The 18,390-nt window shown below is 68.4% G+C and carries 15 protein-coding genes; 7 read left to right on the top strand and 8 right to left on the bottom strand.

All coding sequences use genetic code 11. The annotated features are described in order from the left end of the window. Positions 1-21: 21 nt before the first annotated feature. On the bottom strand, positions 22-396 hold the full coding sequence (locus ABD073_RS01310) for a DUF1707 SHOCT-like domain-containing protein (protein WP_343871904.1): 375 nt from the start codon (positions 394-396) through the stop codon (positions 22-24). Between the two features lie 209 nt (positions 397-605). Between ABD073_RS01310 and ABD073_RS01305 the strand changes: the two genes are divergently transcribed. After that, a complete protein-coding gene (locus ABD073_RS01305) occupies positions 606-1,685 on the top strand; it encodes an NAD(P)H-dependent glycerol-3-phosphate dehydrogenase (protein ID WP_343871903.1) in 1,080 nt (359 codons plus the stop codon). A gap of 66 nt (positions 1,686-1,751) precedes the next feature. Here ABD073_RS01305 and ABD073_RS01300 read toward each other — a convergent pair whose 3' ends face one another. From ABD073_RS01300 to secY, 4 genes are all read right to left on the bottom strand, one after another. Further along, positions 1,752-3,458: a formate--tetrahydrofolate ligase gene (locus ABD073_RS01300; protein WP_343871902.1), complete on the bottom strand. Its 1,707-nt coding sequence runs from the start codon at positions 3,456-3,458 to the stop codon at positions 1,752-1,754. Between the two features lie 125 nt (positions 3,459-3,583). Next, positions 3,584-4,423: a type I methionyl aminopeptidase gene (map, locus tag ABD073_RS01295; RefSeq protein ID WP_343871901.1), complete on the bottom strand. Its 840-nt coding sequence runs from the start codon at positions 4,421-4,423 to the stop codon at positions 3,584-3,586. Further along, on the bottom strand, positions 4,423-4,998 hold the full coding sequence (locus ABD073_RS01290; protein ID WP_343871900.1) for an adenylate kinase: 576 nt from the start codon (positions 4,996-4,998) through the stop codon (positions 4,423-4,425). Before ABD073_RS01290 ends, map begins: the two co-directional genes overlap by 1 nt. After that, complete coding sequence (gene secY / locus ABD073_RS01285; RefSeq protein WP_343871899.1) at positions 4,995-6,311, bottom strand: preprotein translocase subunit SecY; 1,317 nt, start codon at positions 6,309-6,311, stop codon at positions 4,995-4,997. Before secY ends, ABD073_RS01290 begins: the two co-directional genes overlap by 4 nt. 347 nt (positions 6,312-6,658) lie before the next feature. On the opposite strand from secY, the gene ABD073_RS01280 reads away from it, so the two are divergent. From ABD073_RS01280 to ABD073_RS01255, 6 genes are all read left to right on the top strand, one after another. Further along, positions 6,659-8,314 (top strand): peptide ABC transporter substrate-binding protein, encoded by a 1,656-nt coding sequence (locus ABD073_RS01280; protein WP_343871898.1) that lies wholly within the window; start codon positions 6,659-6,661, stop codon positions 8,312-8,314. Between the two features lie 123 nt (positions 8,315-8,437). Further along, positions 8,438-9,367, top strand: a complete 930-nt coding sequence (locus ABD073_RS01275) for an ABC transporter permease (protein WP_343871897.1) — start codon at positions 8,438-8,440, stop codon at positions 9,365-9,367. Continuing rightward, on the top strand, positions 9,360-10,370 hold the full coding sequence (locus ABD073_RS01270) for an ABC transporter permease (protein ID WP_343871895.1): 1,011 nt from the start codon (positions 9,360-9,362) through the stop codon (positions 10,368-10,370). The genes ABD073_RS01275 and ABD073_RS01270 overlap by 8 nt, the downstream gene beginning before the upstream one ends. Positions 10,371-10,378: 8 nt before the next feature. After that, positions 10,379-11,425 (top strand): ABC transporter ATP-binding protein, encoded by a 1,047-nt coding sequence (locus tag ABD073_RS01265; RefSeq protein WP_343871894.1) that lies wholly within the window; start codon positions 10,379-10,381, stop codon positions 11,423-11,425. Further along, the gene (locus ABD073_RS01260; RefSeq protein WP_343871893.1) at positions 11,418-12,476 is read left to right on the top strand and encodes an ABC transporter ATP-binding protein; all 1,059 of its coding nucleotides are present in this window, start codon (positions 11,418-11,420) and stop codon (positions 12,474-12,476) included. The genes ABD073_RS01265 and ABD073_RS01260 overlap by 8 nt, the downstream gene beginning before the upstream one ends. Positions 12,477-12,517: 41 nt before the next feature. After that, positions 12,518-13,096, top strand: coding sequence for a hypothetical protein (locus ABD073_RS01255; protein ID WP_343871892.1), 579 nt, complete (start codon positions 12,518-12,520; stop codon positions 13,094-13,096). Positions 13,097-13,174: 78 nt separating this feature from the next. Here the strand turns inward: ABD073_RS01255 and ABD073_RS01250 are convergent, their stop codons facing one another. The 3 genes from ABD073_RS01250 to ABD073_RS01240 all read right to left on the bottom strand — a co-directional run bounded on the left by ABD073_RS01250 (position 13,175) and on the right by ABD073_RS01240 (position 18,381). Continuing rightward, entirely contained in the window at positions 13,175-14,887 is a 1,713-nt protein-coding gene (locus ABD073_RS01250; RefSeq protein WP_343871891.1) for an ABC transporter family substrate-binding protein, read from the bottom strand. A 228-nt stretch (positions 14,888-15,115) separates the two neighbouring features. After that, positions 15,116-17,377: an ABC transporter ATP-binding protein gene (locus ABD073_RS01245; RefSeq protein WP_343871890.1), complete on the bottom strand. Its 2,262-nt coding sequence runs from the start codon at positions 17,375-17,377 to the stop codon at positions 15,116-15,118. After that, a complete protein-coding gene (locus tag ABD073_RS01240) occupies positions 17,374-18,381 on the bottom strand; it encodes an ABC transporter permease (protein WP_343871889.1) in 1,008 nt (335 codons plus the stop codon). The genes ABD073_RS01245 and ABD073_RS01240 overlap by 4 nt, the downstream gene beginning before the upstream one ends. Between the last annotated feature and the right edge of the window lie 9 nt (positions 18,382-18,390).

Below are 18,390 nucleotides of genomic sequence, written 5' to 3'. Positions count from 1 at the left end.
CGAGGCCGGTGAGCCGCCGGCTCAGAAGAGCAGGATCAGCGCCGCCAGCAGGATGACCAGCACACCGGCGCCGCTGATCGCCTTCATCACCGTGCTGGCGGTGGCCTGGCTCATCCCGGCGGGCAGCAGTTCACCGGGCGGCAGGTCACCCTCCTGACGCACCAGCTCGGGCTGGTCGTGGGTGGACTTCGCCGGCAGCTGCTCCACGACGGGGACCAGCTCACCCAGGCTGCGGGCCGCGAAGACCCGGTCCAGCAGGGCGCGGTAGTCGTCCTGGCTGACGGTTCCCGCCTCAAAGGCCTCGTTGAGCCGCTTGGTCAGGTCCTCGCGCTCGGCCTCGTCGACGGGGCGCTCGGGCGTGCTGCGGTACTTGGAGGAGATCGGCAGGTTGCTCACGCCTCCAGCGTAGCCGCGAGCCAGCGCCTGACCCAGCCTGCTGCCCGGGACGGGCCACATCGTCGAGCAGGGGAAAATTCACACAAAATATGGGAATCCTGCTCGGCGATCCCTGTTCGTGGGGCGCCGATCGGACTAGCGTGGTGGGGGCAGGGACGCTGTCGGGCGAGGTCGCCCGACCAGGACGCGTCACATCGAAAGGACATTCCATGGCGACTCTCGTCGTTCTCGGCTCCGGCATCATGGCCACCGCGCTGGCCACCCCTCTGGCAGACAACGGGCACACCGTGCGGCTGGTGGGCACCCACCTGGACCGCGAGATCATCGACTCGATCCAGAAGACCGGCATCCACCCGAACCTGAAGCTCAAGGTCCCCGAGGGCACGACCGCCTACCAGCTGGAGGATGCCGCCGAGGCGTTCGAGGGCGTCGACCTGGTGATGAGCGGCGTGAACTCCTTCGGCGTGGAGTGGGCCGGCGAGCAGCTCGCGGGCCTGCTGCGCCCGGGGATGCACGTCATCGCGCTCGCCAAGGGCATGCGCGCCGATGACCAGGGCAACCTGGACATCCTGCCCAACGTGCTGATGCGCCAGGTGCCCGAGGAGGTGCGCGACCAGGTCACCTGGTCGGCCATCGCCGGGCCCTCGATCGCCGGTGAGGTGGCCGTGCACCGCCACACCTGTGTCACCTTCGCCGGCAAGGACCAGGCGGCCCTGGACATGTGGAAGGAGCTCTTCGAGACCGACTTCTACCACGTGTGGACCAATACCGACCTGACCGGCATCGAGCTGATGGCCGCCACCAAGAACTGCTATGCCTTCGGCGCCGGCTTCATGCACGGCACCCTCACCCGGATGCTCGAGGAGAGCGGCGAGTCCGATCCGCTGTACGTCAACTACAACTACGGCGCCGCCCTGTTCGGCCAGGCCTCCATCGAGATGCAGGAGTGGCTGCAGCTGCTGGAGTGCGATCCGCAGACCGTGATGGGCATCGCCGGCATCGGTGACTGCTTCGTCACCTCGATGGGCGGCCGCAATGTCAAGGTCGGCACCCTGGTGGGCACCGGCATGACCTTCAGCGAGGCCAAGGCCCAGATGCCCGGCGTCACCCTGGAGGGGGCCACCTGCATCGTCGTGGTGGGCGAGGCCCTGAAGAAGCTCACCGAGCGTGGCGTGGTCCCGCCCGAGCAGTTCCCGCTGCTGCGCCACCTCTACGAGGTGGTCGGCGAGGACAAGCCCGTCGACGTGCCGTGGAAGACCTTCTTCGGCCAGCACGGCGACGGCCGCTGAGCCTGCCCCGCTGCTGAACGACGACGCCCCCGCAGCCCGGCTGCGGGGGCGTCGTCGTGCCCGGGCTCAGAACAGGCCGACGATCTGGCCGTCCTCGTCCAGGTCGATCCGCTCGGCGGCGGGGTGCTTGCCCAGCCCCGGCATGGTGCGCATCTCGCCGCAGATGGCGTAGACATAGCCGGCGCCGGCGGCCAGCCGGACCTCGCGCACCGGCAGCCGCCAGCCGGTGGGGGCCCCGCGCAGCGTCGGGTCGTGCGAGATGGACAGGTGGGTCTTGGCGATCACCACGGGCAGCTGGCCGAAGCCCAGCTCCTCGAAGTGCGCCAGGTCCTTGCGGGCCTGGGCGGACAGCTCGATGCCCTCGGCGCCGTAGACCTGGGTGGCCACCTTGCGCAGCTTCTCCTCCAGCGAGTCGTCGTCGGCATAGGTGAAGGCGAAGTCCGTCTCGTCCTCGCAGGCCTCCACCAGCACCCGGGCCAGGTCGACGGCGCCTTGACCACCGTCGGCGACGTGGGTGCTCATCGCCACCCGGGCCCCGGCCGCCTCGGCGATCTCGCGCACGGTCTCCAGCTCGTCGGGGTGGTCGGTGGGGAAGACATTGATGGCCACCACCGGCGCCACCCCGAAGGAGCGCACGATCTCGATGTGCTTGGTGAGGTTGGCGGCGCCGGCCCGCACGTCCTCGGGGTTGTCCTGCAGCATCTCGGGCGGCAGCGGCTTGCCGGCCACCACCTTGTGACGCCCGGAATGGGTCTTGAGCGCGCGCACCGTGGTCACCAGCACCGCCGCGTCGGGGCGCAGTCCGGAGACCCGGCACTTCACGTTGAAGAAGCGCTCCGCGCCCATGTCGGCACCGAAGCCGGCCTCGGTGAGCAGGTAGTCGGAGGCCTTGATGCCCACCCGGTCCGCGATCACCGAGGAGTTGCCGGTGGCGATGTTGCCGAAGGGCCCGGCGTGGATCAGCACGGGGGTGTGCTCGATGGTCTGCATCAGGTTCGGCTTGATCGCCTCGCGCATGATGACGGCCATCGCGCCGGCTGCCTTCAGGTCCTCGGCGGTCACCGGCCTCCCCTCGAAGGTGTAGCCCACCACGATCCGCCCCAGCCGCGCCCGCAGGTCGGCCAGGTCGGTGGCCAGGGCCAGGATCACGCCCACCTCGCTGGCGGCGGTGATGTCGAAACCGGTCTGGCGCGGCACGCCGTCGAGCTTGGCGCCCAGGCCGACGATGACATTGCGCAGCGCACGGTCGTTGATGTCCACCACCCGACGCCAGGAGATGGACCAGGGGTTGATGCCCAGCTCGTTGCCGTGGTGCAGGTGGTTGTCGATCATGGCGCTGAGCAGGTCGTGCGCCGCCGTGATGGCGTGGAAGTCACCGGTCAGGTGCAGGTTCAGCGTCTCCATCGGTACCACCTGGGAGTAGCCGGCACCGGCGGCACCGCCCTTGACGCCGAAGGTGGGGCCCATCGAGGGCTGGCGCAGGGCCAGCATCGAGCGCTTGCCGAGCTGCGCCAGACCCTGGGCCAGCCCCACCGCGGTGGTGGTCTTGCCCTCCCCCAGCGGCGTGGGGGTCAGGGCGGTGACCACGACGTACCTGGCGTCGGGACGATCGGCCAGGTCGTCGACGGCGGCCAGGTCCACCTTGGCCACGTGGCGTCCGTAGTGCTCCAGGCGGGCGGCGTCGATGCCGGCGGCCGCGGCGATGTCCTCGATCGGCTCGAGCTGCGCTGCGCGAGCGATCTCCAGGTCGGAGGGCAGAGAATTCGTAGGCATGACCCCAGTAAACAGCACGCAATTTCCTGCCGTCAGCCAGCCCCGCCACAAATCATCGCGGCGCCGGGCCAGCGGGACAACGACGGCCCGAACCCCCGTGAGGGTTCGGGCCGTCCAAGTGGTCCTCAGTCGGCGAGTGGACCGAAGGGCAGGCCGCGGGCGGTGAGCTCCGCCTCGCCGCCGTCCAGCTCGGTCAGCACCCAGAGCCCCTTGGGGGTCACGGTCATGGTGTTCTCCCAGTGGGAGGCCCAGGAGCCGTCGCGGGTGACCACGGTCCAGTCGTCCTCCAGGGTGGCGGTCTCCTCGTCGCCGAGCACCAGCATCGGCTCGATGGCCAGCACCAGTCCTTCGGTGATCTTGGGACCCTTGCCCGGCTTGCCGTAGTTGGGCACGTCCGGCGGCTGGTGCATCGCGGTGCCGATGCCGTGGCCGGTGTACTCCCGCACGATCCCGTAGCCACGGCCGGTGCCCAGCACCGACTGCTCCACCGCATGGGAGATGTCGCTCAGCCGACCGCCCAGCCGTGCGGCGCCGATGCCGGCCCACATCGACTCACGGGTGTCGACGCTGAGCTGGTGCGCCTCGGGCGAGACCTGCCCCACCTCGAAGGTGCGCGCGGCATCGCCGTGCCAGCCGTCGATGATGGCGCCGAAGTCGACGCTCACGATGTCTCCCTCGGCCAGGGTGCGCTCGCCGGGGATGCCGTGCACGATCTCCTCGTTGACCGAGATGCAGGCCACACCCGGGTAGGGCGGGTAGCCCCATTCCGCTCCGTAGTTCAGGAAGTTGCTGGTGGCCCCCATCTCGGCGAGCATCTCGCGCGCGGCGGCGTCCAGCTCACCGGTGGTGACGCCGGGCGCCACCATGGTCTCCAGCTCGGCCAGGATCCGGGCGACGACCAGCCCGGGCCGTCGCATGGCGATGACCTGCTCGGGCGTCTTGCGTTCGATCCCGCGGGAGAACATCAGCGGCCGCTGAACTTGTCGATGGCGGCGAAGATCCGCTCGGCCACCTGGTCCACGGTGCCCTCGCCGTCGACGTTCACCAGGATGCCGCGGTCGCGGTAGATGTCCATCAGCTCGGCGGTCTCGGCCTGGTGGACGGCCATCCGGTGGCGGATGGTCTCCTCGTTGTCGTCGGCGCGGCCCTCGATCTGGGCGCGCTTCAGCAGCCGGTCCACCAGCTGGTCGATGTCCACGTCGAGCGAGACGACGCAGTCCAGGTTGGTGCGCAGGTCCGCCAGGATGATGTCCAGGGCCTCCACCTGCTCGCTGGTGCGGGGGTAGCCGTCCAGCAGGAAGCCACCCTTGGCGTCGGGCTCCATCAGGCGCTTGGCCACGACGGCGGTGGTGATCACGTCGGGCACGAAGTTCCCGCCCTGGATCAGCTCGTCGACCCGCTTGCCCAGCTCCGTCTTCGCGGCGATGTTGGCGCGGAAGATCGCCCCGGTGGAGATCGCGGGGATGCGGTAGTGGTTGCTGATCAGCTTGGCCTGGGTGCCCTTGCCGGCGCCGGGGGCGCCCATGATGAGAAGTCTCACTTCAGGAATCCTTCGTAGTTGCGTTGCTGGAGCTGGCTCTCGATCTGCTTCACGGTGTCGAGCGCCACGCCCACGATGATGAGGATCGAGGTTCCTCCGAAGGGGAAGTTCTGCGAGGCCCCGAGCAGCACGAAGGCCAGCGTGGGGATCAGGGCCACCAGGCCCAGGTAGAGCGAACCGGGGGCGGTCAGGCGACTCAGCACGTAGGCCAGGTAGTCCTCGGTGGGCTTGCCGGCGCGCACGCCGGGGATGAAGCCGCCGTACTTCTTCATGTTGTCGCTGATCTCCACCGGGTTGAAGGTGATGGCGACGTAGAAGTAGGTGAAGCCGATGATGAGCAGGAAGTAGACCAGGTTGTACAGCGGCTGGTGCTGGCTGCCCTGTCCGGAGAAGTTGGCCGAGATCCAGCGCGCCGCCGGGCTGTCCGGCTGGAAGGTGGCGTAGAGCACCGGCAGGTACAGGATCGAGGAGGCGAAGATGACCGGGATGACGCCGGCCTGGTTCACCTTGACCGGGATGTAGGTGGAGGTGCCGCCGATCAGCCGGCGTCCCACCATCCGCTTGGCGTACTGCACCGGGATGCGGCGCTGCGCCTGCTCGACGAAGATGATGGCGGCCATCACCAGCAGGCCGATGGCGATCACCAGCGCGAAGACCAGCCAGGCGTTCGCGCCCTGGCGGGAGGTCTTGATGGCCCACAGCGAGGTGGGGAACTGCGCCGCGATCTGGGTGAAGATCATCACCGACATGCCGTTGCCCACGCCGCGGTCGGTGATCAGCTCGCCCATCCACATGATGATCGAGGTGCCGGCGGTCATGGTGAGGATCATCACGATGATCGGGAAGATGCCCTCGTCGTACATGATGCCCTCGCAGCCCTGGAAGAGCTGGCCGTTGCGCGCCATGGTGACGAAGGCGGTGGCATTGAGCACCGCGAGCACCAGGGTCAGGTAGCGGGTGTACTGGGTGATCTTCTGCTGACCACCGGCGCCCTCCTTCTTCAGCGTCTCCAGCCGCGGGATCACCACGGTGAGCAGCTGCAGGATGATGGAGCTGGTGATGTAGGGCATGATGCCCAGCGCGAAGATGCTCAGCTGCAGCAGGGCGCCGCCGGAGAACAGGTTGATGATCGAGTACAGCCCGGCCGCGCTGCCGTCCTCGGCCAGCCGGCGGCACTCGTCGATTCGTGCGATGTTCACATTGGGCGCCGGCACCGTGGAACCCAGCCGGAAGACGGCCAGGATGAACAGGGTGAACAGGATCTTCTTGCGAAGGTCCGGTGACCTGAACGCATTGGCGAAGGCTGACAGCATTCGTGGAACTCTCTTCGATCGTCCGGCGCGGCCCCGACGGCCGTGGAACTTGGGCATGCTCCCGCCGACGGCGGACAGCCTTGGCAGCCTATCAACCGTTGCAGCCCAAACCCACATCGACGCCGGGGGCCCGCACCCTCGCGCCTCCCGGCAAAGCTTGGGCCGATGTGATCAAAAAGGTAACGATGTGATGTCACCGGCGCCGAGGCTGTTCCCCGCCCGGGAGCGCGCGTGTAGCTTTTCGGCCACCGCACCGCAGCAGGTGCCCGGGGCCGACGTCGACCACGGGACGGCGGGGCGCACTGTCGATCCAGGGGGCACGGTCCCCACCACACAGGAGGCACTTCATGCGAGTTTCTCGCTCTCTCGCCGCCGCCGCCATGGCCACCGTCGCCTTCGCGGCGACCGCCTGCGGAGGCAGCTCCAGCACTCCCGCCGCATCCGGCTCCGGCTCGGGTGATGCCGCGGCCACCAAGGACGGGGGCGCGATCATCATCCGTGGCTGCACGCCCGAGAACCCGCTGCTCGGCTCCAACACCACCGAGGTCTGCGGCGGCAACGTCGTGGACGCGGTGACCGCGAAGCTGGTCCGCTACAACTCCGAGACCGCCGCTCCCGAGAACGACATCGCCGAGAGCATCGAGACCAAGGACAACAAGGTCTTCACGGTCAAGATCAAGCCCGGCTACAAGTTCAGCGACGGCACCGAGGTGAAGGCCAAGAACTTCGTCGACGCCTGGAACTACGCCGCCTACATGCCCAACGGCCAGCAGAACGGCTACTTCTTCGAGCCGGTGGCCGGCTACGCCGACCTGCAGTGCAGCGACGAGGAGTGCAAGACCAAGCCGAAGGCCGACAAGCTGTCCGGCCTGAAGGTGGTGGACGACCACACCTTCACCATCACCACCAGCGAGCCGGTCTCCAACCTGCCGGTGCGCCTGGGCTACACGGCCTTCTCGCCCCAGCCCGACACCTTCTTCACCGATCCCAAGTCCGAGTCCTTCGGCAAGCAGCCGATCGGCGCCGGCCCCTTCAAGGTGACCTCCAACACCGCCACCGAGATCGTGCTGGAGAAGAACCCGGAGTACGCGGGCAGCTTCAAGCCGCACGTGGACAAGGTGACCTACCGGATCTACAACGACGCCGCGGCTGCCTATGCGGACCTGATGGCCGACCAGATCGACTTCACCGACATCATCCCCTCCGACCAGCTGGCCAACGACCAGTGGAAGAACACCCTGGGCGCGGACCGCACCCAGGTGCGTGACTCCGGCGTCATGCAGGTGCTCACCTTCTCCCCCGCCGACGAGCAGCTGAAGGGCAAGCCGGAGCTGCGCAAGGCGATCGCCCGCGCCATCGACCGGGAGTCGATCACCAAGCAGGTCTTCAACGGCACCCGCACCCCTGCCTCCAGCTGGGTGGCCCCGGTGGTGGACGGCTACAAGGCCGGCGCCTGCGGTGACTCCTGCACCTTCGACGCCGCCGCGGCGAAGACCGCCTACGAGGCGGCCGGCGGCTACAAGGGAACCTTCCAGATCTCGGTGAACGGCGACGGCGGCCACAAGCTGTGGGCCGATGCCGTGTGCAACCAGCTGAAGGCCAACCTGGGCATGGACTGCCAGGTGAACATCACCCCGGACTTCAAGACCCTGCGCACCCAGATCAAGGCCGGCGAGCTCAAGGGCGGCTTCCGCGGCGGCTGGCAGATGGACTACCCCTCGATCGAGAACTTCCTGACCCCGATCTATGCCAAGGGTGCGGCCTCCAACGACGCCAAGTACGACAATCCCGCCTTCGACGCCAAGCTGAAGCAGGCGGCTGCCGCCACCACCCCGGAGGAGGCGAACAAGCTGTACCAGGAGGCCGAGGCGATGCTCGCCACCGACCTGCCCACCGCCCCGCTGTGGAGCGCGGCCACCCCGGTGGCCTGGTCCACCAAGGTGACCAATGTGAAGGTGACCCCCTTCGGGACCCTGGACCTGAGCGCGATCAGCACCAAGTGATCCCGTGCGGGGGGCCGTGGTGACGGCCACAGCCCCCGGCACCCGACCCGCACATCCGGTGGTGCGTCGGCCCGTCCGACGCACCACCGGAGCGCGTGGGGCCCCTGTCGAAAGCGAGAGTTGATGGCCAAGTACATCCTGCGGCGGCTGGTCCAGATGATCCCGGTGATCATCGGCGCGACCTTCCTGCTCTTCGTGCTCGTCTACGCACTGCCCGGCGACCCGTGGGTGGGTCGTTGCGGCGAGCGTGACTGCACCCCCGCCTACATCGAGAACTTCAAGCGTGAGTACAACCTGGACAAGCCGCTGGTGGTGCAGTACCTGCTCTACCTGGGCAAGCTGCTGCAGGGCGACCTGGGCACGAACTTCTACCACAACAGCGTGGTCTCCGAGCTGGCGCTCCGCTACCCCACCACGCTCAAGCTGGCCCTGATCGCGCTGCTCTTCGAGGCCCTCGTCGGCATCACCGCCGGCGTGCTGGCGGGCATCCGCAAGGGTCGCTTCATCGACAGCCTTGTGACCGTCTCCACACTGGTCGTCATCTCCATCCCGGTCTTCGTGATCGGCGGACTGGCCCAGTTCACCGTGCTGCGCACCGGGCTCAACTCGGTCTTCCCGGTCACCGCCACCCAGGGCACCTGGCAGCAGCTGGTGATGCCGGGCATGGTGCTGGGCTCGCTCTCGGTGGCCTACGTCGCCCGGCTCACCCGTACCAACCTGGTGGAGAACCTGCGCGCCGACTACGTGCGCACCGCCAAGGCCAAGGGCCTGTCGAACGCACGCACCATCAGCGTGCACGCGCTGCGCAACTCGCTGATCCCGGTGATCACCTTCATGGGCTACGACTTCGGTGCCCTGATGGGCGGTGCCATCGTCACCGAGCGGATCTTCAACATCAACGGCATCGGTGGCTTCATCGTCCGCTCGATCTCACAGCGCGACGGTGTCTCGGTGGTCGGCGCGGTGACCTGCCTGGTGCTGGTCTACCTGCTGATGAACCTGATCGTGGACATCCTGTACAGCGTCCTGGACCCGAGGATCACCCATGACTGACAACACCCTCAACCCGCCCACCTCGGCCTCGGTCACCGGGGCCCTGGAGCCCGCCGACGCCGGCACCTCGCTGATCCCGGTCTCCTCCGATCCCGCCGCCGGTCCGGGCGGCACACCGTCCAACCCGGACAAGGGCAACTCGCTGTGGTCCGACGCCTGGGGCGAGATGCGGCACAAGCCGATGTTCTGGTTCTCGGTGGCCCTGATCGCGGTGCTGCTGGCGATCGCGCTGGTGCCGCAGATGTTCACCCGCACCGATCCCTACCTGTGCAACCTGAACATCGCCCGCCAGGCCCCCTCGGGACAGCACTGGTTCGGCACCGACGTGCAGGGCTGCGACATCTACGCCCGCACCATCCACGGCGCCCGCTCCTCCATCCTGGTGGGCCTGCTCACCACGCTGGGAACCACCCTGCTCGGCGGTCTGATCGGCATCATCGCGGGCTATGCCGGTGGCTGGGTGGACACCCTGCTCTCCCGGATCGGCGAGGTCTTCTTCGCCATCCCGCTGCTGCTCGGCGGCATCGTCATCCTCTACTCCTTCCCCAGCACCTCCGAGACCCCCTACCTGGTGGTGGTGGCCAAGGTGGTCGCCGCCCTGGTGCTGCTCGGCTGGCCCAGCCTGGCGCGGCTGATGCGCTCCTCGGTGCTGCAGGTCAAGCCCAACGAGTACGTGCAGGCCGCGCGGGCCCTGGGAGCCAGCCCCTGGCGGATCATCAGCCGCCACATCCTGCCCAATGCCATGGCCGCGGTGCTGGTGGTGGCCACCATCAACCTGGGCAGCTACATCGCCATCGAGGCGACGCTGAGCTTCCTGGGCATCGGCCTGAAGGCGCCCACCATCAGCTGGGGCATCGCCATCAGCGAGGCCTCCGGCCTGGGCTACATCTCCTCGGCCCCCTGGATGCTCGCCTTCCCCTCCCTGTTCCTGTCGCTGACCGTGCTGGCATTCATCATGCTGGGCGAGGTCATCCGCGACGCCCTCGACCCGAAGCTGCGGTGATTGCTGTGATGTCGAAGAGTTCGGCCAGGACCGCCCGACGCACCTGGACCCCGACCGACGGGCGGCTGCTGGAGGTCGAGGACCTCCACGTCGACTTCCACACCCGCGCCGGCGTGGCGCATGCCATCAACGGGGTCGACTTCACCCTCGACGAGGGCGAGACGCTCGCCATCCTGGGTGAGTCCGGCTCCGGCAAGTCGGTCACCGCCCAGGCCATCATGGGCATCCTCGACTCGCCGCCGGCCCGGATCCCCCAGGGGCGGGTGCTCTACTGCGGCACCGACCTGCTCGCCCTGCCGGAGAAGGAGCGCCAGCACGTCCGTGGCGCCGAGATCGCCATGGTCTTCCAGGACGCCCTCAGCTCGCTCAACCCGGTCTTCCCGGTGGGCTGGCAGATCGCCGAGATGTTCCGGGTGCACCGGGGGATGAACAAGTCCGATGCCAGGCAGCGCGCCGTCGAGCTGATGGAACGGGTGCGGATCCCGGCCGCCAAGCAGCGCGTCGACGCCTATCCGCACCAGTTCAGCGGCGGCATGCGCCAACGCATCATGATCGCCATGTCGATCGCGCTGGACCCGGCGGTGCTGATCGCCGACGAGCCCACCACCGCCCTGGACGTGACGGTGCAGGCGCAGATCATGGACCTGCTCAAGGAGCTCCAGGAGGAGCGCCGGATGGGCCTGATCCTGATCACCCACGACCTGGGCGTGGTGGCCGACGTCGCCGACCGGATCAACGTGATGTACGCCGGGCGGATGGTGGAGACCGCCGACGTGCTGGACGTCTACGCCCGCCCGGCGCACCCCTACACCCGCGGCCTGATCGACTCCATCCCGCGGCTGGACCAGAAGGGCCAGCAGCTGCGCGCCATCGGCGGGCTGCCGCCGAACCTGATGGCGATCCCGTCGGGCTGCGCCTTCCACCCTCGCTGCCCGCGCGCCGCCGAGATCTGCCGCGGCGGGGAGCCACCGGCCCTGCTGCCGGTGGTCGACCCGGCCGCCTCGCCCGACCGCGCCAGCGCCTGCCACTTCGCCGAGGAGGTCTTCCATGGCTGAGCCGATCCTGTCCGCCCGGGGTCTGAAGAAGTACTACCCGATCAAGGACGGCGTCATCCGTCGCACCGTGGGCCATGTCAAGGCCGTCGACGGCGTCGACCTGGACCTCTACCCCGGCGAGACGCTGGGCATCGTGGGAGAGTCCGGCTGCGGCAAGTCGACCCTGGGCCGGCTGCTGATGCGCCTGGAGGAGCCCACCGAGGGCACCCTGCACTTCCGGGGCGAGAGCGTCCACGACAAGTCGGGTGGGGCCATGCGCAAGCTGCGCAAGGACGTGCAGATCGTCTTCCAGGACCCCTACACCTCGCTCAACCCGCGCATGACGGTGGGCGACATCATCGGGGAGCCCTTCGAGATCCATCCCGAGGAGGTCGGCAAGGCTGGCCGGCGCGCCCGGGTGCAGGAGCTGCTGGAGCAGGTGGGCCTGAACCCGGAGCACATCAACCGCTATCCGCACCAGTTCTCCGGCGGCCAGCGCCAGCGCATCGGCATCGCCCGTGGCATCGCGCTGAACCCCAAGGTGCTGATCTGCGACGAGCCGGTCAGCGCCCTGGACGTCTCGGTGCAGGCGCAGGTGGTGAACCTGCTGGAGAAGCTGCAGGACGAGCTGGGCCTGGCCTATGTCTTCATCGCCCATGACCTGGCCGTGGTGCGCCACATCTCCGACCGGGTGGGCGTGATGTACCTGGGCAAGATGGTGGAGCTCGGCGACGAGCAGCAGATCTACGAGCGGCCCACGCACCCCTACACCCAGGCCCTGCTCAGTGCGGTGCCACTGCCCGACCCGACGCTGCGCGGCAGCCGCGACCAGATCGTGCTCTCGGGCGATGTCCCCTCCCCCGCCAACCCGCCCGCGGGCTGTCGCTTCCACACCCGTTGCTGGAAGGCCACCGACATCTGCCGCACCGAGGTGCCCGCGCTCGAACCGCGCCCCGACGGCACCAGTGCGCACGACAGCGCATGCCACCACGCGGAGCTGCGCGAGGTGGTGCCGGTGGAGCCGGTTCGTGCCGGCGGGGCCACCGAGGCACGACGCGGACTGCACGACTGAGGCCATCTCGACGGTGGGCTGCGTGGGCCACAATGGAGCCCATGCGCCCCACCGTCGTCGTCTCCTCCCGCACCGGCAGGTTCGGCAGCATCGCGCTGGCCGTGCTCGGCCTGCTCCTGCTGCTGCTCGAGCTGGTCACCGGCGGTCCCTGGGCCGCGCTGCGGGCCCTGCCCTGGCTCGGCCTGGTGGTGCTGGTGGGCTTCCTGCTGTGGGGCTCGGGCCGGCTGGTGCTGGCCGACGAGCTGGTGCTGGACAATCCCTTCCGTCGGGTCCACCTGCCCTGGTGGGGCGTGGACCAGGCCTCGGCCCGTTGGGGCCTGGAGGTCCGCGCCCAGGGGCGGGTCTGGAAGGCCTGGGCGGCACCGGCCCGCGGCGGTCTGAGGACCACCCATGGGCCCCGAGCGGCGCAGGCGACGCCGGTGCCCGACTACCGCACCGCCACGCCCGTCGTGCTGCGCCTGGACCTCCCGGCGGCCGCAGCGGCCCGCCTCGTCGAGGAGCAGGCCGCCGCCCGGGCCACCGACGCCCGAACCGGCGAGACCGGAGTCCAGGTGCGCTGGGAGCGGCTGGTCCTGCTGTTGGTGCTGCTGGCCGGCTGCGCCGCCACCATCCTGCTCTGAGGCCGGACACGGCACTGCGGGGGCCGGAGTCTCCTCCGGCCCCCGCAGTGGAGAGATCTGCGGCTCAGGCCGCGTCGATCACTTGGTGTAGCCGATGTCCTCGACCGGGATGGTCTGGAAGGTGGCCGAGCCGTAGTTGGCCAGGTTCTTCGGGGTGGCGGCGTAACCGATGCGACGGTAGATCGGCAGGGTGTGCACCTCGTCCCAGATCAGCTTGTCGGCCTGGTTGGTCAGGTCCTGGCGCTTGGTCTTGTCCACCTCGGTGGCGATCTGCGGGATCAGCTTCTCGATCTCCGGGTTCACCAGCTGGGCGTAGTTCGACTCGCTGGGCTCCGGGTCACCCTCGGTCTTGGCGCCGTAGATCTGGCGCACATTGGCCATCGGGTAGTTGGTGCCCTGCCAGGTGAAGGCCATGATCTCGAAGGAGTGTGCGGTCAGCGTCTTGCTCATGTCATCGGGGGCGATGTTCACGAACTTCATGTCGATGCCGACGGCCGCCAGGTCCTTCTGCAGCAGCTTGCCCTCGTTCTCGCTGGTGGGCACGCCGGTCAGCACGGTGTACTTCACGGTCAGCGGCTTGCCGTCCTTCTCGCGGATGGTCTTGCCCTCGGGAAGCTTCCAGCCGGCCTCGTCGAGCTGCTTCTTGGCGGCCTCGACGTCGTACTTGAAGTCGCCGGAGTTGTCCTTGTAGCCCTCCTGGCCGGGCATGAAGAAGTGGTTGCCCAGCATCAGCTCGGAGGCATTGACCGGCAGGCCCACCAGGTCGGACTTGGCGATCGCCTCGCGGTTGGTGGCCTTCACGATGGCCTGGCGCACGTTCTGGTCGGCCAGGTTGCCGGCCTTGCCGTTGAAGGTGAAGTGGCGCCACTGGCGCGAACCCGCCGCACGGATGTCGGCATCGGCGCGCTTCTTGGCGGTGTTCACCGCGGTGGCGTTGATCATGACGTCCACGACGTCGATCTCGTTGTTGGCGAAGGCGTTGACGTCGGCCGGGGTCTCCAGCTGGCGGAAGCTGACGCTGTCCAGCAGGGCCTTGTCACCCCAGAACTTGTCATTGCGCTTCAGGGTGATCATCTTCTGCGCCTTGTCGAGCTTGTCGAAGGCGAAGGGTCCGGTGTGCCACTCGTCCTTGTAGGTGGTCCAGCCGGTGTTGAAGAGCTCGGGGGTGGCCACGCCCTCCTTGGGGAGGATGCTGCTGAGGACGTTGGACCAGTCCGGGTAGGACTTCTTGAAGGTGACGACGACGTCGGTCTCCTTCTCGCCCTTGGTGACCGAGGCAATCTCGTTGAAGCCGTCGGTGGTGGCGGGCTTGAAGGCCTTGTCGGAGCCGTTCATGGCCTTCCAGGTGGCCTCGTAGTCGGCCCAGTCGATGGTGCGGCCGGAGTTCCACTTGGCATTGGGGTTCAGGTGCAGGGTCACGACCTGGCCCTTGCCGTCCTTGGGCTCGACCACCTCGTAGGACTCCAGGAAGTCCTTGTTCTCGGTGAAGCTGGCGTCCTCGTTGTAGACCCAGTTCACCGGCATGGTGTAGCTCGCGATGGTGCTGTTGTCCACACCGTTGCCGTCGATGCTGTTGAGGTTCCAGTTGCTGGGCAGGTAGCTGATGGCGAAGCGGACGGTGCCGCCCTCCTTCAGCTCCGAGCGGGGCTTGATGTTCAGCGCGGCCAGCGCGGGACCGGCGCCGTCACCGCCCTGGCTGGCCGAACCGCTGCTGGACTTGGGTGCTCCACAGGCGGTCAGCGCGAGAGCGCTGACGGCGAGAACGGCAACCGCGGATGCGGACTTGCGCACGTTGACCTCCGAGGTGATCGATGGGACGCACAGACCGTCTGCGGCGTCCGATGCGCTCAACGTAGGACAAAACCGGCTGGTCGAAAATCCCATGACCGTCCGCGGGGGCCGATCGTTACTGGAACGTGACGGCGCTTATCAGCCGCTCATTGTCGAAACGCGCGACGGCCGGCAGCCCGTGGCGGGCTGCCGGCCGTCGACGCAGGGCCTCAGAAGAGCTGCAGGGCCTCAGAAGACCTGCAGGGCCTGCGGATAGTGGCAGGCCACCTCCTGGTCGGCCCCCTGCACCATCAGCGCCGGCATCTCGGAGATGCAGCGCTGCTGCTCGCTCTCGCTCACCTGCTTGAACTTCGGGCAGCGGGTGTGGAAGGGACAGCCCGACGGCGGGTTCGCCGGGGAGGGCAGGTCACCGGCCAGCACGATCCGATCGCGAGAGCGCTCCTTGACCGGGTCCGGCACCGGGATCGCCGAGAGCAGGGCCTGGGTGTAAGGATGCTGCGGGGCGTCGAAGACGTCGTCCACGTCGCCGATCTCGACGATGTGGCCCAGGTACATCACGCCCACCCGGGTGGCGATGTGGCGCACCACCGAGAGGTCATGGGCCACGAACAGGTAGCTCAGGCCCATCTCGACGCGCAGCTGCTCCAGCAGGTTCAGCACGCCGGCCTGGATCGAGACGTCCAACGCGCTGACCGGCTCGTCCAGCACCAGCAGCTTGGGCTCCAGGGCCAGGGCGCGGGCGATGCCGATGCGCTGGCGCTGGCCACCGGAGAAGTTGCGGGGATAGCGGTTGGCGTGCGCCGGCTCCAGACCCACCAGCTTCATCAGCTCGCGCACCCGACCCTTGAGCTTGTCCTTCGGGTAGCCGTTGTGGCGCAGCGGCTCGGCCAGGATGTCGAAGACCGGCATCCGGGGGTCGAGCGAGGCCATCGGGTCCTGGAAGACCACCTGCAGGTCCTCACGGACCTTCTTGCGGTCGGCGCGCGAGAGCTCGGCCACGTCCTTGCCCATCACCACCACGCGGCCCTGCTCGGGCGCCTTGAGGTTCAGGATGCTCATGATGGTGGTGGTCTTGCCGCAGCCGGACTCCCCCACCAGACCCAGCGTCTCCCCGGCGCGGATGTCCAGGTCGATGCTGTCCACGGCGTGCACGGTGCCCACGCGTCGCTTGAAGACCGCGCCCTTCATCAACGGGAAGGTCTTCACCAGGCCCTTCACGTCGAGCACCTGCTCGCGCTCGGACCGCGGCAGGTCGGCCAGCGGGTGGCTGCGCAGCTTCGGCACCGGGTAGATCGTGGAGTAGTCCAGCTGCTCGGCGGCGATCCGGTCGGCATAGATGCAGGCGGCCAGGTGGTTCGGGGCGTCCGTGGGCAGCAGCGCCGGCTCACCGGCGGCGCACTGCTCGGTGGCCATCGGGCAGCGCGGCGCGAACGGGCAGCCGGGCGGCAGGGCTAGCAGCGAGGGCGGGTTGCCCTCCACCGGGGTGAGCATCTCGTCCCGGTTCTGGTCGGGTCGCGGCAAGGCGCCCAGCAGACCGATGGTGTAGGGCATCCGCGCCGAGTAGAAGATCTCGTCCACGGTGCCGGCTTCGACCACGCGTCCGGCGTACATCACGGCCACCTTGTCCGCCATGCCGGCCACGACGCCCAGGTCGTGGGTGATCATCACCACGGCGGCACCGGTCTCGCGCTGGGCCACCTTGAGCAGGTCGATGATCTGCGCCTGGATGGTCACGTCGAGGGCGGTGGTGGGCTCGTCGGCGATGATCAGGTCGGGGTCGTTGGCGATCGCCATGGCGATCACCACGCGCTGCCGCATGCCACCGCTGAACTCGTGCGGGAAGGCCTTGATCCGCACCTCGGGGTTGGGGATGCCCACCATGCGCAGCAGCTCCAGGGCCCGGGCCTGGGCCTGGCCATCGGTCATCCGCTGGTGGATCTGCAGCGCCTCGATGATCTGGTCGCCGATGGTGTAGACGGGGGTGAGCGCGCTCAGCGGATCCTGGAAGACCATGGCCACCTTGCGGCCACGCACATTGGACATCCAGTTGTCGTCGCGGCCCAGCAGCTCGGTGCCGTGCAGCCTCACCGAGCCGTCCACCCGGGCATTCTCGTCCAGCAGGCCCATCACGGCCATGGAGGTGACCGACTTGCCGGAGCCGGACTCGCCGACGATCCCCAGCACCTCCCCGCCGTTGACCGACAGGTTCACCCCGCGCACGGCGTGGACCACGCCGTCCTCCGAGGGGAAGCGGACGTTCAGGTCGTCGATCTGCAGCACCGGCACCCCGGGGGTGGGCTGCGGCAGCCCCTTCTCCTTCTCGGGGCGGAGCCTGGCCTTGCGCCCGGCGGCCGAGTCGCTGGCGGGCACCACGGGGCCCGCCTCGGTTTCGACCACCGGTGACTGCACCGGCGCGGTCTCCTGGTCGAGCGGCGGCTCGCCGGCCTGCTGGGCGCGTCGGGGTGCGCTCTGGTGGGCTTCGTGGCTCATGCCTGGCCTCCGGACTTCGAGGAAGGATCGATGGCATCGCGCAGCGAGTCACCGATGAAGTTGACGCTCAGCAGGGTCAGCACCAGCAGCGCGGCCGGCGCCAGGAAGACCCAGGGGAAGGTGGTGGCGGTCTGGGTGCCCTCGCTGAGCAGGGTGCCCAGCGAGGTCTCCGGGGCCTGGACGCCGAAGCCGAAGTAGCTCAGCGCGGTCTCGCTGATGATCGCGCCGGCCACGGCGAGCGTGCCGTCGATGATCAGGTAGGACGAGATGTTCGGGATCACGTGCTTGGTGATGGTGGTCCAGCTCGGCACGTTCATGAAGCGGGCGGCGTTGACATAGTCCAGGTTGACCACCGAGAGCGTCATGGCACGCACCACACGGGCACTCAGCATCCAGCTGAAGGCCACCAGCATCAGGATGAACAGCCAGGTGGAGCCCTTGTCACCACCGGTGTTCTGGCTGATGATCGCGATCAGCAGGAAGGAGGGGATCACCAGCATCAGGTCGATCAGCCACAGGATGGACTTCTCCACCCGGCCGCCGAAGAAGGCCGCGGAGGCTCCGATCAGCGAGGCCAGCAGGACCTGCAGGATGGCCACCGAGAAGCCGATGATCAACGACTTGCGCAGGCCCTCCATGCTCATCGCGAAGACATCGCGGCCACCCTGCGTGGTGCCGAACCAGTGCAGGTTCGACGGCGGCGAGAGGAACCACTCGCTGTCCACGTCGTCATAGCGCCACTGGCCGATGTAGGGGCCGAAGAGCGCCAGCAGGATGATCACGGACAGCATCGCCACGCCGATCTTGGCGCCCAACGGGCGCCAGAAGCGCTTGGCGATCAGGCGTCCGCGCGAGATGTGCTGGTCGTCGCTCTCGGCAGCGGCGTCCTCGGCATCGGCCGCGACGACGGTGGACTGCGGCTCCAGCTCGGCCATCTCGGAGGCGGCCTTGGGAGTGGCCTTCTCCTCGGCCTTGGCGCCGGGCTCCGGTTCGAAGTTCGTCATGCCAGCTCT

The sequence above is a fragment of the Luteococcus peritonei genome (genome assembly GCF_039526385.1).
Classification (GTDB): Bacteria; Actinomycetota; Actinomycetes; order Propionibacteriales; family Propionibacteriaceae; genus Luteococcus; species Luteococcus peritonei.
This window is presented reverse-complemented; position numbering and strand designations above follow the sequence as displayed.